The sequence below is a fragment of the Polynucleobacter sinensis genome, assembly GCF_001595985.1.
GTDB lineage: Bacteria > Pseudomonadota > Gammaproteobacteria > Burkholderiales > Burkholderiaceae > Polynucleobacter > Polynucleobacter sinensis.
Window position 1 is genome coordinate 23,543 of record NZ_LOJJ01000006.1, and the last position, 13,860, is coordinate 37,402.

At 43.8% G+C, this 13,860-nt stretch carries 14 protein-coding genes; all 14 read left to right on the top strand.

Going from position 1 to position 13,860, the window contains the following annotated elements:
- Position 1: 1 nt before the first annotated feature.
- The 14 genes from narH (at position 2) to AOB49_RS08050 (ending at position 13,710) form a co-directional block, all read left to right on the top strand.
- On the top strand, positions 2 to 1,525 hold the full coding sequence (narH, locus tag AOB49_RS07975; protein WP_062309722.1) for a nitrate reductase subunit beta: 1,524 nt from the start codon (positions 2 to 4) through the stop codon (positions 1,523 to 1,525).
- Between the two features lie 9 nt (positions 1,526 to 1,534).
- Positions 1,535 to 2,212, top strand: coding sequence for a nitrate reductase molybdenum cofactor assembly chaperone (gene narJ / locus AOB49_RS07980; RefSeq protein WP_062309725.1), 678 nt, complete (start codon positions 1,535 to 1,537; stop codon positions 2,210 to 2,212).
- Complete coding sequence (narI, locus tag AOB49_RS07985; RefSeq protein ID WP_062309727.1) at positions 2,209 to 2,910, top strand: respiratory nitrate reductase subunit gamma; 702 nt, start codon at positions 2,209 to 2,211, stop codon at positions 2,908 to 2,910. The genes narJ and narI overlap by 4 nt, the downstream gene beginning before the upstream one ends.
- A gap of 19 nt (positions 2,911 to 2,929) precedes the next feature.
- Positions 2,930 to 3,604, top strand: coding sequence for a carbonic anhydrase (locus AOB49_RS07990; RefSeq protein WP_062309729.1), 675 nt, complete (start codon positions 2,930 to 2,932; stop codon positions 3,602 to 3,604).
- Positions 3,594 to 4,184, top strand: a complete 591-nt coding sequence (locus AOB49_RS07995) for a nitroreductase family protein (protein WP_062309731.1) — start codon at positions 3,594 to 3,596, stop codon at positions 4,182 to 4,184. The genes AOB49_RS07990 and AOB49_RS07995 overlap by 11 nt, the downstream gene beginning before the upstream one ends.
- A gap of 39 nt (positions 4,185 to 4,223) precedes the next feature.
- Complete coding sequence (locus tag AOB49_RS08000) at positions 4,224 to 4,766, top strand: HPP family protein (RefSeq protein ID WP_062309733.1); 543 nt, start codon at positions 4,224 to 4,226, stop codon at positions 4,764 to 4,766.
- A 1,354-nt stretch (positions 4,767 to 6,120) separates the two neighbouring features.
- On the top strand, positions 6,121 to 6,693 hold the full coding sequence (locus AOB49_RS08010) for a hypothetical protein (protein ID WP_062309737.1): 573 nt from the start codon (positions 6,121 to 6,123) through the stop codon (positions 6,691 to 6,693).
- 167 nt (positions 6,694 to 6,860) lie between these two features.
- Entirely contained in the window at positions 6,861 to 8,207 is a 1,347-nt protein-coding gene (locus tag AOB49_RS08015; protein WP_156471379.1) for a tyrosine-type recombinase/integrase, read from the top strand.
- Positions 8,208 to 8,427: 220 nt separating this feature from the next.
- Entirely contained in the window at positions 8,428 to 9,612 is a 1,185-nt protein-coding gene (locus AOB49_RS08020) for a tyrosine-type recombinase/integrase (protein WP_062309741.1), read from the top strand.
- On the top strand, positions 9,609 to 10,151 hold the full coding sequence (locus AOB49_RS08025) for a hypothetical protein (RefSeq protein ID WP_062309742.1): 543 nt from the start codon (positions 9,609 to 9,611) through the stop codon (positions 10,149 to 10,151). Before AOB49_RS08020 ends, AOB49_RS08025 begins: the two co-directional genes overlap by 4 nt.
- Before the next feature lie 97 nt (positions 10,152 to 10,248).
- Positions 10,249 to 10,458, top strand: a complete 210-nt coding sequence (locus AOB49_RS08030) for a helix-turn-helix domain-containing protein (protein WP_156471380.1) — start codon at positions 10,249 to 10,251, stop codon at positions 10,456 to 10,458.
- A 25-nt stretch (positions 10,459 to 10,483) separates the two neighbouring features.
- Complete coding sequence (locus tag AOB49_RS08035) at positions 10,484 to 10,747, top strand: hypothetical protein (protein WP_062309746.1); 264 nt, start codon at positions 10,484 to 10,486, stop codon at positions 10,745 to 10,747.
- Positions 10,744 to 13,113 carry an AAA family ATPase gene (locus AOB49_RS08040; protein WP_062309749.1) on the top strand — a complete coding sequence of 790 codons (2,370 nt, stop codon included), beginning with the start codon at positions 10,744 to 10,746 and terminating at the stop codon, positions 13,111 to 13,113. The genes AOB49_RS08035 and AOB49_RS08040 overlap by 4 nt, the downstream gene beginning before the upstream one ends.
- 201 nt (positions 13,114 to 13,314) lie before the next feature.
- Positions 13,315 to 13,710, top strand: coding sequence for a hypothetical protein (locus AOB49_RS08050; protein WP_062309753.1), 396 nt, complete (start codon positions 13,315 to 13,317; stop codon positions 13,708 to 13,710).
- Positions 13,711 to 13,860 lie beyond the last annotated feature (150 nt).

Consider the following 13,860-nt stretch of genomic DNA (forward strand, 5'->3'; position numbering starts at 1 on the left):
GATGAAAATTCGCGCACAAATTGGCATGGTTTTGAACTTGGATAAGTGTATTGGTTGTCACACTTGTTCTGTTACTTGTAAACAAGTTTGGACTAACCGTCCTGGCATGGAATACGCTTGGTTCAATAACGTGGAGTCAAAGCCTGGCATTGGTTATCCAAAAAATTGGGAAGATCAAGAGAAATGGAAGGGTGGCTGGAAGCGTAAAAGCAATGGCAAGATTGAGCCTAAACAAGGTGGAAGATCCAAGATTTGGATGAATTTATTTGGCAATCCAAATCTGCCTGAAATAGATGATTACTATGAGCCTTTTACATTTGACTACGAGCATCTGCAAAGCGCTCCTGAGTCAAAGGCTACTCCAACAGCTCGCCCCAGAAGCTTAATTACTGGTAAGCGGATGGAGAAGATTGAGTGGGGCCCAAACTGGGAAGAAATTCTTGGCGGAGAGTTCGCAAAACGTAGTAAAGACTCCAATTTTGATCAAATGCAAAAAGATGTATGGGGTCAGTTTGAAAATACATTCATGATGTATATGCCGCGTCTTTGCGAGCATTGCCTAAATCCAGCTTGTGTGGCGTCATGCCCATCTGGATCAATTTATAAGCGTGAAGAGGATGGCATTGTTTTAATTGATCAAGATAAATGTCGTGGATGGCGTATGTGCGTATCAGCCTGCCCATACAAAAAGATTTATTACAACTGGAAGAGTGGAAAGGCTGAGAAATGTATTTTCTGCTATCCACGTATCGAAGCTGGTCAACCGACTGTTTGTTCTGAAACTTGTGTTGGGCGTATTCGCTACTTGGGTGTCATGCTCTATGATGCTGACCAAATTGAGAATGCTGCCAGCGTTGAGAATGAAAAAGATCTCTACAACGCTCAATTGAAAGTGTTCTTAGATCCGAATGACCCTGAGGTGCAAAAACAGGCTCTAGCTGACGGCGTTCCTCCATCATGGGTAGAGTCCGCCAAGAAAAGTCCTGTATACAAGATGGCAATGGATTGGAAGATCGCATTACCGCTCCACCCTGAATACAGAACGATGCCAATGGTTTGGTATGTTCCACCACTTTCACCTGTTACCGGGGCTGTAGAGGCAGGGTATGTTGGTGTTAATGGCCATATCCCTGATGTGAAGCAGTTGCGTATTCCAGTTCAGTATCTAGCCAACATGTTGACAGCTGGAGATGAGGCGCCAGTGGTATCAGCGCTAGAGAAAATGCTGGCAATGCGTGCATGGCAGCGAGATAAGCATGTGGACGGCACTAGAAACTTAGCGGCGTTGGAGCAGGCTGGCATCTCTGAAGATCAAGTGGAAGACATGTACCAGATTATGGCTATTGCGAATTATGAAGATCGTTTTGTGATTCCAACTTCACACCGTGAGTACGCAGAAAATACTTTCGATATGAAAGGTAGCTGTGGCTTTACTTTCGGCAATGGATGTTCAGATGGCGATTCTGAGGCCAGTCTATTTGGCGGTACAAAGCGCCGTACCATCCCAATTAAGCCAGCTGTCTAAGGAGATCTGATGAAACATTCGTTACCTTTAAGGGCTTTATCTAGACTTCTCCAGTATCCAGATGATGAGCTTATTCAGAATCTACCAGCTGTATCTGATGCATTGCTTGCAATGCCTAAGATGAGTAAAAAAGTCCATGATGGCCTAGATGAGTTTCTGAGATATCTAAAGACTTCAGATCTTTTGGATTTGCAAGAGGATTATGTAGAGTGTTTTGATCGGGGTAGGGCGACTTCTTTGCATCTGTTTGAGCATGTGCATGGAGACTCGCGTGAACGCGGCCAGGCAATGGTAGATTTACTGCAAACATACAAAGAGGGTGGCCTGGAGTTAAGCGCCAATGAACTGCCAGATCACTTATCGGTAATTCTAGAGTTTGCTTCTACGTTACCGCAAGACCAGGCAAAGCAATTTATTGGTGAAATGGCTCATATTTTAAATGCAGTGTATTCAACATTAGTTGCACGCAATAATCGTTATGCATGGTTAATAGCTGCTGCTATTGAATTTTCAGGTGAAAAATTCAAGATCGTTGAATTGAAGGTTCAAGAAGAGTCTATGGATGACGAATGGGCTGAGCCGCCTGCCTTCGGTGGATGCACTACACGTGGACAGTCTAAGCCCGGCGAAGAACAGCCATTGCATTTTATAAAACGCACAAAAGAATCAAAAGGAGTTCGGCCATGAGCTATCTAGATACATTTATTTTCGGAATTTATCCTTATATATGTTTAACAGTCTTTTTTGTTGGCAGTCTCATTCGCTTTGACCGTGATCAGTACACCTGGAAAAGTGATTCGAGTCAGTTATTGCGAAAAAAGCAGCTACGAATAGGCAGTATCTTTTTCCACATAGGGGTTCTGTTTTTATTCTTTGGGCACTTCTTTGGAATGCTTACCCCTCATTTTTTGTATGAACCATTTATTACTGCCGGACAAAAACAAGTAATGGCAATGGCTAGCGGAGGAATTGCGGGGGTATTTGGATTTATCGGTTTAACAATCTTATTGCACAGGCGTTTAACTGATGATCGCATTCGTGCAACATCCAAGCCTAGCGATATTTTGATTGCGGTTGTGCTTTGGGTTCAGCTTCTCCTTGGCTTAGCAACAATTCCACTATCAGGTCAACATTTAGATGGTTCAGTAATGATGCAATTAGCGGGATGGGCTCAACATATTGTTACATTCCAAAGTGGGGCAGTTGGCTTATTAAGTGGAGTAAGTTGGGTATTTAAATTGCATATGTTCTTGGGTATGACGATTTTCTTGATATTCCCATTTACCCGTTTAGTCCACATTTGGAGTGGCTTTGCTTCAATCACCTATTTAGTTAGGCCATATCAAATTGTTCGCAGCAGAAAATTTGGTATTGGACGTAAGTAATTTGTAAGAGATATTGACGATGCCAGATGAGCTGTTAGAGCGATTACGGAAATTTAGGACTGAATATTTCCCTGCGCATCGTCAAGAATTTACCTCGCTGATTCAGAATGGGCAAACGCCAAAAACTTTATTTTTAGGTTGCTCAGACTCAAGAATAGTTCCATATTTGCTGACAGGAACTGGGCCAGGAGATCTTTTCATTTTGCGTAATGTCGGTGCGATAGTGCCTCCTTATAATGGGTCTTATGGAATTCATGGTACGGCAGCCGGGATTGAATTTGCTGTCATGCAGCTAAAGGTCAGTCGAATTGTTGTATGTGGGCATAGTCATTGTGGAGCTGTGCGATCAGCATATGAAGGGGTGCCAAAAGAGGCAATTAATTTAAATGCTTGGCTAGAATTAATTGATGAGGCGCTATTGCCGGTTTGCCAAACCCCAGAGGCGCTAAGAAGGGTGGAACAACGCTCAGTGATCTTGCAGCTAGAGCGTTTGATGGAATACCCAATGGTCCGATCACAAGTTGAAAATAAGCAGTTAACCCTTCACGGTTGGTATTACGTGATTGAAGAAGGCGAAGTGCAGGTATTTGATGTAACTGAAGGAAAGTTTATCCCGGCGCATTATGCAGATAATTGCGGAACGGGCCCATACGCTGACGATCATTTTGATGGAGATCCAAAACATGTTGAATAACCAAACTACAGAGATAGCGGCAGCGCTAATTTCTTCACGTCAGTCATATTTACCTAAACGTTTATTCCAGCCAGGGCCTTCACAAGAGCAGTTGGATTTAATGTTTTCTATGGCTGCTACAGCTCCAGATCACAATCTAACTAGACCTTGGAGGTTTGTAATTTGCCCATTGGAATGCAGAGGGTTGCTGGCTGATGCATTTGCAAAATCACTTGTTGAGCGCGATCCGGATGCCACCGAACAGCAGATTCAAGATGCTATGGTTAAGGCGCATAGAGCGCCGTTGGTGATGTTGGCAATTGTCAATGCCAGGGGAACAGAGTCAGAAGTTCCTCCTAGTGAGCGCATCATTTCGGCGGGTTGTGCCATTCAGAATATATTCCTTATGGCAAATGCAATGGGATTTGGCGCCAGCCCTACTAGTGGAAAATCTATGTATATGAAGCATGTAAGGGATCTATTTGGTCTGAAAGACTATGAAGATCCTCTATGTTTTATTAATATCGGAACGCCTGATCGTGCAACGCCGGCCAAACCACGAATGATTCCTACCGAATTTGTTACTACTCTCAAGTATTAATATTTATATTTTCCTTGGGGCATCTGATACATTTCATGTATGAAGAAAATTGAATGGGAAAGGGTGCGTGCGTATATTAAAAAATGCATCCCACCAGATCCATATGGCTTTAGTTGGCTAGATATCTTAAGGGTTTGTTTTGGGCTAGATGTCTTAATTATGGCCGTTGTCCTTTTTAATGAATTTGTTGCGCCAGCAGATAAATTAATGGAAATTAATGCTGTTTTTTTGGTAACAGCTTTAATGATCTTATTGATGCCAGCCAGTCCAATGTTTCATCCAAAAACGATTATTGAGGGAAATGTTGTCTCTGCATTGCTGGCTTCCGCGAGCATTTATATTTTCCCCGAGTCAAATATTGCGATGGTTTTGAGTGTTTCTGCTTCAGCAGCTGCAATGTATGCATTGAAGTGCTTCCAACCAACCGCTTTAATGCTAGCGTTGTTTGTATCAACGGGAAAAATCAATAGTTATTACTTTGCTTTGTATCCTATCTTTGCAGACTCAGTAGTATTGGTTATTACTGCATACCTCTATGGGAAAATTACGAAGCACCCATATCCAGCAAAGTTAGAGGCTTAATAGGCTTAAAAGCAGCGCAACAAATTTAATCTAGATCAAATTTGGTTTTCGTAAATATTGTAAATTTACATATCAGCGCATATATGATTGGAGAAGATGATATGGAGTCGAAAGACACTTGTCCGCTAGACGGTAGTTGGATGCGTGATTCTTGTACCACATACCATAATCAAAAAAATAGCGGAACTTTATCTAAGTGCCAACATCGAGATAGCTGTGCTAATGCTAGAGTGATCGTTGAATCTGACCTTAATGAGTCTGTGTCAATTTCCAAAAGAGTATTAGTTGACCAAATACCTCATATTTTTAAAGATCAATCTTGATCTAATAATTTTGTCGATGTAAAAAAGATAGAACTTAAAGTTGGATGATTGGTTATAAATTATTTAATGGTCGCAATTAATCAAGCCTCAAAAATTTGCCCTAGCTGTCGAGCATTAATACCAATTGATCGCTTGGAAATGATTACCTCTCGCAGTAGAGGTAGAATCACTAAAACGCTGCGTTGTCACAGGTGTATTGAGAAAATAGCACTAGCCAATAAAACTAGAAAATAAAAGGCTAGATCCAACTTGGGAGCGTTACTTTAAGTAACGCTTATCAATCTTCAAAAAAGAACTTTGGAGCAACGAAGTATGAAACGGTTGTTCCAAAAATCCTTTGGTTTCGAAAACCAAAGACCGAGCTATTACATTTTGCGATCTTGTTAATCTAGTCGCACAAATACTCACACACCGATAATCAGGCGCTGTAACCTCTTGAAATCCTAATGGTTTTCTTTGGATGTCTGCTCTCATAAGAAAGAAGCCCTAGGGGTCTTGTAACAAAGACCTCAATAGATTCAAGAGGTTAGTGGTGAATTAGGCGGTATAAATTCACTACACACCGCTTACACACCGACAGGTTTTTCATGGTGTGTAGTAAATGCGGTTTTTATGTGGTTTTAAGAAGTAAAGCACCCGTTAAAAGGTGTGTAGTAAACGTAGTAATAAAAGCAAGTTTTAGGGCCTATAGCTCAGTTGGTTAGAGCAGAGGACTCATAGCGAAAGTTGTGCCTTATGCGTGGAAACTGCATAAGGGATGGTGTCAAATTCGGAGAAAGCTAAATGCAGCCAAAAGCTGCACAAGCTAACGCCGAGCCAAGCTTCAGTATGAAAGTGCTGTTGAAGGTGTAGAGACTAGACGGCACCCACCTAAGTAAGGATGTAAATCTTTATATGGTGAAGGCATAGTCCAGGGAGTTAGGAAACTAACACAAACCGGAATCCTTTGGTCCCAGGTTCAAGTCCTGGTGGGCCCACCAGAAATGAAAATGCCAACCTTCGGGTTGGTATTTTTTTGTTCATAATTAGGCATGCAGAGAAAAATTAAAGAATTCGAGAAAGCTAAAGAGCTAATAGAGCTCATGTCTTCAGCATCTAATCTAGAAGAGTATGAAGATTATTGGAAAGAATTTCTACACAATTTAGATAGAGGCTTTAATAAACTAAAAGATTTATATAAAAATAATAAGCGAGCTAAAAGGGTAATCGATTCTATAAACTCGGCTAGAAATTCAGATCCTTTAATAGCCTACCTAATGCAAGCAAGAAATTCGGATGAGCATTCTATGCGTCAGATTACCGATAAGGCTGGAGGTTATACAAAAATTACAGGTGGATTGGGTGGTGGAAAAATAATTAGAGGAATTCTTGAGGGTGGAAAAGCGCCCGATAATTTAGTAATAGAAGGAAATTTTGATATTGAATTCAAAAATGATTCTTTACATATTATTTCGGTAATCAATTATGGGAAAAAATTTGATCCGCCTAAAGTATGTGCAGGTAGAGATATTTCTACCGAAACCCCGCATATCATTGCAGCAATTGGCCTAGATTTTTATCTTGAAAAAATATCTCAAATAGAAATAGCAATTGGCGCATCATAGGTAAGCGTTACTTAAAGTAACGCTTACCCCTTTCCATATTCCCCCATATCCACCCAAAAACCTCCATTAATCCCCACGCTTAGCCATACTTTCTTTTGGCTAAATTGCCCCCAGTAATTCATCCAATTAGGTTGTCCTAGCTTGTACTCAGAAGCTAAAGTATGTGTATGGCAATTAAAAAAGAAAGCACACATCAACTCATACACCGTAACCTAACCCTCTATCAACGCGAGCATAGTGCCGTATGGCAATGTCGCTATAAGGTGGATAACAGGTGGATACGAGCCACTACTAAAGAGACCCAGTTTGACTTGGCGGTGAATAAGGCTAAGGAACTAATGGTAGAAGCCGAAATTCGTAAGCGGTCTGGCATTCCAGTGGTTACCAAACGCTTCAAAGACATCGCTTACTTAGCAATTGACCGGATGGAGCGAGACTTACGGGGTGGCTTAGGTAAGGTTATCTACAAAGACTACATACGCATTATTAGAGAGTTCTTTATTCCTACGCTGGGGCAAAGGCTCATTACCAATATTGACTACGATGCTCTGCAAGACTATTACAACGATAGGGAGACTAGATTTGGCACCACCTTATCCAATAGCAATCGTAAGACTCAGAATGCTGCCTTTAATAGAGTGTTTGATGAAGCCATCGTTCGGGGTTACTTAACAGAGAGTAATCGCCCTAAATTAGATGGCAAGACTAAAGAGTCCGTTCGCCGCCCAGCGTTTGAGTTACATGAACTTAGAGCTTTGCTTAAGCAACTTGGCCCATACATAGAAGCAGGCAGAACCAAGGATGTGCGTGAACGCCGTGAAATTCTTAGAGACTATGTAGAGATGCTAGTCGACACTGGCGCAAGACCAGGCATTGAGCTGTTGGATATGAAATGGAAGCAAATCCGCTTCATGATGAATCCTATTAGTACTGTGACAGATCAATTGGACGAGGATGGTGAAGTCATTGAAGTGCATAGCTTAAATCGTAGTTGTGAGATGACCGTTAAAGGTAAAACAGGGCAAAGACAGATTATTGGACGTCTACCGAGCATCAGAGTCTTGGAGCGTATTGCCTTGCGAAACTATGGAGTAGCTAGCTCAATTAAAGATCCACTGGCTGAGCTAATTAAACCCACCAATGATGACTACATCTTTAGAACTAAAGAGGGTAGGGATTTAAGCGATGTACTCAATCACATGTTTGATAACTTCCTATCAGACCATGGTTTATTAATAGACCCCAAGACCAATCAAAAGCGAGTGTTCTATAGCCTACGACATACATATGCCACGTTAGCACTTACTCACGATATGGTGCCAATCCATACGTTAGCTAAACAAATGGGTACTAGCGTCTTAATGATTGAGCGGCACTATAGTCACTTACAGGTAATACAGGCTATAGAGCAATTACGCGGAGCTAATACTAGAAAGCTTATAGAGGCGGATAGTAAGGCTGCAGATAACTATCCCAGTAAGAAGCGGGCAGAGCGGGAGCTGCGGGCGGCTTAGATTGGCTACAAGCGTTACTTTAAGTAACGCTTACGCTCCAGAACTCTTGCGACCAACGGATTAAAAGTCCGTTTTATGCTCTCAACCCACGGATCAAAAAATGCATGAAACCCATATATTTATTGGGTTAAACGGCTTTTTGTTATTAACGGGCTAACATGTTAATATACCTAAATTAACCGGTAAAGTTAGCCCGGTGTTAGCCCGGAAAGAGCCATTCGTGAAACAGCAATTACGGTTTTCAAAGACAGCCATCTCCAGTATTACCTTACCTAAAGACGGTAAGCGGGCGACGATTTATGACATTGAAATCCCCAAGCTTGCCGTACGCGTAACATCCTCAGGTTCAAAAACTTTTTATGTTGTCAAAAGGGCGGCAGGTTCATTGGCATGGATCAAGCTAGGCACATTTCCTGATATGACTGTGGAGCAGGCTAGGGGCGAGGCAACCAAGGTTCTCGCAGAATTTACCCATGGAATCAATCCTGCAGCTGTAAGAAGAGCCTATAAACAGAAGCCAACGCTCGCAGAGTTTTTTATTGAATTTGGCGACAAGCATGGATCAAAGAAAATAAGCTGGAAAGACGACCAACAGCGATTTGCAACTTATATCGAACCCAAGCTAGGAAAGAAGAAGCTGGTTGATATTGATCGCCAATCTATTCGGGAGGTGATTGAAAGTGCCGCTAGGGCAGGCAAGGCTACTGGTACACAGCGGCAAATTCGTGCCTTAATCAGCACTATCTTGGGTAAGGCTGTTGAGTGGGAGAAGATTCCATTTAACCCGGTCTCTGGAGTAAAGATTGCAGGGGGCGTGACAAAGCGAGACCGCTTTCTGACTGCCAAGGAGTTGCCTTTGTTTTTGGCGGCTTTAAAAGCGGAAGCCAATGTAGTGATGCGTGACTTTATTTTGATTGCCTTGCTAACGGGTGCGAGGCGGAGCAATCTATTGGATATGCATTGGGACGACATCGATTTAAAGCATGCAACCTGGCGGATTAATCGTACTAAAAATGACACACCGCAAGTGGTGGTGTTATCAAGCCAGGCCATTCAAATACTCAAATCAACAAAGTCTAAAAATACGGGTGGTTATGTCTTTCCTGCCGAGAGTGATAGCGGGCATATCGAAGACCCCAAGAAAGCTTTAATCCGCATCCTGCAAGCAGCCAAGATTCCTTATGGCAGGAAAGTTAAAAACGGGGTGACGTTTCATGACCTTCGCAGAACCTTGGGCTCTTGGCAGGCGATGACGGGCGCGAGCCTGCCCATTATTGGTAAGTCACTAAATCATCAAAGCTTAGCTGCCACGGAGATCTATGCGCGCCTTGAGGTTGCTCCTGTTCGCGCCGCAGTTAAGAAAGCAACCGATGCCATGTTTGCGCAAAAGGGTGCGAAAAAATGAAAAAATTCCATCCCAAAAGAAAATGCACTAAAGAAAGAGATCAAGAAGTCTGGGTTTACGAGGATCCCAAAGACAATGCATTAGCAATTAAGGCTGCAATTTTTCAATTTAATTTGGTGGATTTCGATACTTGGTTAATGAAATTAGATGCCTGCGTGGCCAAAGATCAATTGATTGAGCGAAGACAGGCCGCAGTAGATGCGAAAAATATTTCAGTTTTAAACCGCCATCTGGAGTTTATGAGCTTGCAGTGGTCTTCTATAGATAGGGAAGGCTTTCTCCTTCCTCTCGCAAAAATAGGAGATGCAAGTCAAAAAAATAAGACTAAAGCCGCGGAAGCATCCAAAACAATAAGACAAGAAAGCTCGGACAAATTATCTAAAAGCATTCGCGAGCTCCGTGATGCAATGTTGATTGAGTTTGAAAAAAAAGATAGAACGCTTCTTAATATCCACCTTATTCGCCGCTATGAAGAGCAGCATAAGGTCAAGATTTCTGCTTATTTAATTAGAAAAGCTATCGCAAATCCTGAGGCTTAAAACTAATTTATTAAAAGTACATGTACTTTTAATCTTGGCTCTAGAAAACCTACATCAAAGCTGAGATATTCACCTTTATCAATTTCGATAAAGGTGAATGATGAACGATCAAAAATTAAACATAAGCAATCTGCTTGATGACCATCAAGCATCCAATTACCTAGGTCTCAAAAAAGGAACTTTATCTGTATGGCGATCAACTGGTCGCTATCAGATTCCCTTTGTAAAGATTGGGTCCAAGGTGCGCTATCGCCAGTCTGACCTAGATGTCTGGCTAGAGTCACGCACTCAAAAAGCCACCGCGTAGCCATTACTAATTATTGGAGAAAAACATGACAAGTATTGAACTATCTTTTTCAAAAAAATATGCTTTAGGTAAGCTCTATAGCGTCAGATTCATCCTAGTTATGGGTCACGAGCATAATGATGAGGATTCAACTTTAGTTGAATTTTTTCCTCAGGATATCTCGCCTAAATTACGTGAATTTCTTTTGAGGTGTGATTTATTTGAAAAGTTTCATCGTGATTTTGATGAATCACGCTTGAAGTTTGTAAAAGCTTATTACGCTGAACGTTGCAAGGCGCTGTATCAATGAGCACCCAACTCCTCTCAGGTTTTGGCGCTCACCATAGCGAGAAGACCCGCCCTTATGTCACGATTGATTTAGCGCAGATCAGGGCAATGGTCGATGCGCCGCCCAGTGTGGATAAGCTTCAAGCTCAGTGGTTCATTCCCTCGACCCTGCTCACGCGCACCTTTCAGTCGCAAGAGCAAGACGGCCAGTTCTGGATGCTCTGGGCAGACCTAGATGAGAAGCCTTTAGCTCTTGATGCCGTTGCTGCTTTGATAGAGCCCTTGGCATGTGACTACGAGATTTACAGTAGTCGCTCAGCCACGATGGAGGCGCCCAAGTGCCGCATCCTCATTCCATTGGGCAAGCCCTTAACGGGGAGCGAGTGGCGCTTGGCGCAAGAGGTGCTCAACGACACCTTGCAAGCAGGTGGGGCTATGCCGGACCGAGCGAATGAGCGCTGTGGGCAACTATGCTTTTTACCCAACCGTGGGCAGTTTTATGATGTGCGAGTGCGCCGCTTGGGTGAGTGTTTTGAGCCCTTGACCTATTGGGCGGACTTGATTGAAGTAAAGCAGACAGCTTTATTGGAGGCGGAACGAGCAGTGCATGAGCGCCGTGAACTCGCTCTGGCTCGCAAGGCTAGTTTGAGTCCGCGCACGACACCGAGTTTGATTGAAGCCTTTAATCAGGCATACCCAGTCGAGGAGATTTTGCTATGCGTTGGCTATGAGCAACGTGGTCATGCGTTTCGTCATCCTTATTCACAATCGGGTAGCTTTAGTGCAAGTGTCAAAGACGGGCGAGTGCACAGTCTCTCAACCTCGGATCCTCTGTACTCCGATGGTCAAGGAGCGCACGATGCCTTTAGTGCGTTTACGACTCTCTTTGCAGGTGGTGACACTGCCAAAGCCTTAAAGCTTGCCGGGGATGAGTGGCTCATGATTGGCGATGAGTCCTGGAATGCCGTGCAGCGCCGTGAATATGCCATTGCTCATGCACCAGAGCTGATTGATTGCTCGCAGATGTTGATCAACTCGCAACAACCTTTGGTATCTGTTACTGGAGTTGCCAGTAATGATGCCAAGTTCACGCTGGATCGCTTTGCTTTAAATGGTCAGAGTGCAGCCATGGAAGCGCAGATGCTAGAAGATGCCTTCATTTTGGGACGCTTAGCCATACTGGGGCAATCAACTGCCATTTATGCACCGCCCAATGCAGGTAAAACGCTTATCACTTTGTCATTGATGATTGAGGGCATTGAGTCAGGCGCAGTCAATCCCGACAGTTTGTATTACATCAATGCTGATGATAACTTCAAAGGTTTAGTAATTAAGCTCAAGCTGGCAGAGCGCCATGGCTTTAAGATGCTCGCGCCGCATCACATGGACTTTAAGTTAGAAGAGTTTTGCGCTTACTTATTAAAGCTCGTGGCTGATCAAACCGCACGAGGCGTGATTGTGGTCTTAGACACCATCAAGAAATTTACCGACATCATGGATAAGCGGGCCTCAACGAACTTTGGCAAAGTCGTACGGGCGTTTATTCAGGCAGGCGGTAGCGTGATCATGCTGGCGCATGTGAACAAGCATCGTGATGAGGACAATAAAGTCATCGCGGCTGGTACGAGCGACATCATCGATGACGTGGATTGTGCTTATACGCTCGATACTGAGGAGCAAGCGCATGGCATATACCTAGCGACTTTTGAGAATAAGAAATCACGCGGGGATGTAGTGCCCACAGCAACTTATCGCTATCAGCGCCACTTGGGGCAAGGGTATGAGGAGCTTCTAGCCAGTGTGAAAGCGGTTACCAATCAGGAGCTTAGTGAATCAACTAGGGCAAAAGAGATCCACCAATCGCAACAAACCAATAGTGAGCTCATCAATATCTTGGTCGGCATCATGCAAGAGGACACTACGCTCAAAGGCGAGATTGTTAAAGAAGCCGTGGCACGCTCTGACTATGGCAAAGATAAGTTTCGCCAAGTGCTACGCATCCATACAGGCGATTCATTTTTGATGGGCCATTACTGGATGATGACTACGGGCGAGAAGAATGCGCAGTCATTTACCTTGCTAAAGGAGTATCAAAAGCCAGTTGAAAAGAGTGTGCAATCCGAAAATGGCGAAAGCGGCGAAAGCACTCGAAAACAGCCGAAAGCACTCGAAAACACGAAAACACCCGAAAGCGGCGAAAACGAAGAAAACAGCGAAAACACAGAAAGCACCCACACCCCGAAAACAGCCGAAAACACGGAAACCACCCGAAAACAGAACTTAGTACCCGAAAACAGCGAAAACAATCTCACCACGCAAACACCCGAAAGCACCGAAAACACCATCTTAGCCATGGATATACCCCTACAAGCACAGGCAGGTGGGTAATGAGCCATGGCTATTTCTATATCTCTATTGAGTTTGCGCCGGTTTCGCCTGTTTTCGTGTTTTCGGCGAATTCGATGGTGTGGCCTGTTTTCGGCTGGTTTCGTGCCCCCCAGGGGGCGGCTCAAAAGTCTGGCGCGTTTTGCACCAAGACCGTGCGCCTAATCATTTTTTTGTGTTCAACAATTGATTATTGGAGGTCTTATGGCAAATAGAAAAGCAACCGCCGTTATTGAAGCAAATGGCGGCTTTAAAAAGAACCCGCAGCGCAAACGCGTTGATCCACCATGCACTGGAGAGATTGGGGCTGCGCCTGACTACTTCGCTGAGAATGAGCAAGTCATCTGGCAAGAGCTTATTAACACTAGCCCACAGGGTGTGCTCAAAGCATCGGATCGCTCGGCTCTTGAAATCGCCAGCACCTTATTGGCTGACTATCGCAAAGACCGAGCCAGCTTTAATCCAGCAAGACTGACTGCTTTGCAAAAGGCGTTGGCCAGCCTGGGCAGAACACCTGTTGATAGAAGTCGATTAGCAGCTCCCGAGCCAGTGAAGGATCCGAATGATCCGTGGGCTAAGTTGATTAGGGATTATGGGTGAGGATGGCGGGGTGGCTGCTTTCGGCCTTGAATTCAACCGATCGATGCAACACACTACAAACTGCGTAAGCGCAAGGAGTGTTGCTCATGAAACAACGACCTCGAATCTATTACACGGCCACCCAGAAGGCTTTAATGTGGGAGCGGTGGC

What these genes read in the sequence shown, in the direction of transcription:
- narH (WP_062309722.1), top strand. Translation starts at nt 2, where the DNA reads ATGAAAATTCGCGCACAAATTGGCATGGTTTTGAACTTGGATAAGTGT.
- narJ (WP_062309725.1), top strand. Translation starts at nt 1,535, where the DNA reads ATGAAACATTCGTTACCTTTAAGGGCTTTATCTAGACTTCTCCAGTAT.
- narI (WP_062309727.1), top strand. Translation starts at nt 2,209, where the DNA reads ATGAGCTATCTAGATACATTTATTTTCGGAATTTATCCTTATATATGT.
- AOB49_RS07990 (WP_062309729.1), top strand. Translation starts at nt 2,930, where the DNA reads ATGCCAGATGAGCTGTTAGAGCGATTACGGAAATTTAGGACTGAATAT.
- AOB49_RS07995 (WP_062309731.1), top strand. Translation starts at nt 3,594, where the DNA reads ATGTTGAATAACCAAACTACAGAGATAGCGGCAGCGCTAATTTCTTCA.
- AOB49_RS08000 (WP_062309733.1), top strand. Translation starts at nt 4,224, where the DNA reads ATGAAGAAAATTGAATGGGAAAGGGTGCGTGCGTATATTAAAAAATGC.
- AOB49_RS08010 (WP_062309737.1), top strand. Translation starts at nt 6,121, where the DNA reads ATGCAGAGAAAAATTAAAGAATTCGAGAAAGCTAAAGAGCTAATAGAG.
- AOB49_RS08015 (WP_156471379.1), top strand. Translation starts at nt 6,861, where the DNA reads ATGGCAATTAAAAAAGAAAGCACACATCAACTCATACACCGTAACCTA.
- AOB49_RS08025 (WP_062309742.1), top strand. Translation starts at nt 9,609, where the DNA reads ATGAAAAAATTCCATCCCAAAAGAAAATGCACTAAAGAAAGAGATCAA.
- AOB49_RS08030 (WP_156471380.1), top strand. Translation starts at nt 10,249, where the DNA reads ATGATGAACGATCAAAAATTAAACATAAGCAATCTGCTTGATGACCAT.
- AOB49_RS08035 (WP_062309746.1), top strand. Translation starts at nt 10,484, where the DNA reads ATGACAAGTATTGAACTATCTTTTTCAAAAAAATATGCTTTAGGTAAG.
- AOB49_RS08040 (WP_062309749.1), top strand. Translation starts at nt 10,744, where the DNA reads ATGAGCACCCAACTCCTCTCAGGTTTTGGCGCTCACCATAGCGAGAAG.
- AOB49_RS08050 (WP_062309753.1), top strand. Translation starts at nt 13,315, where the DNA reads ATGGCAAATAGAAAAGCAACCGCCGTTATTGAAGCAAATGGCGGCTTT.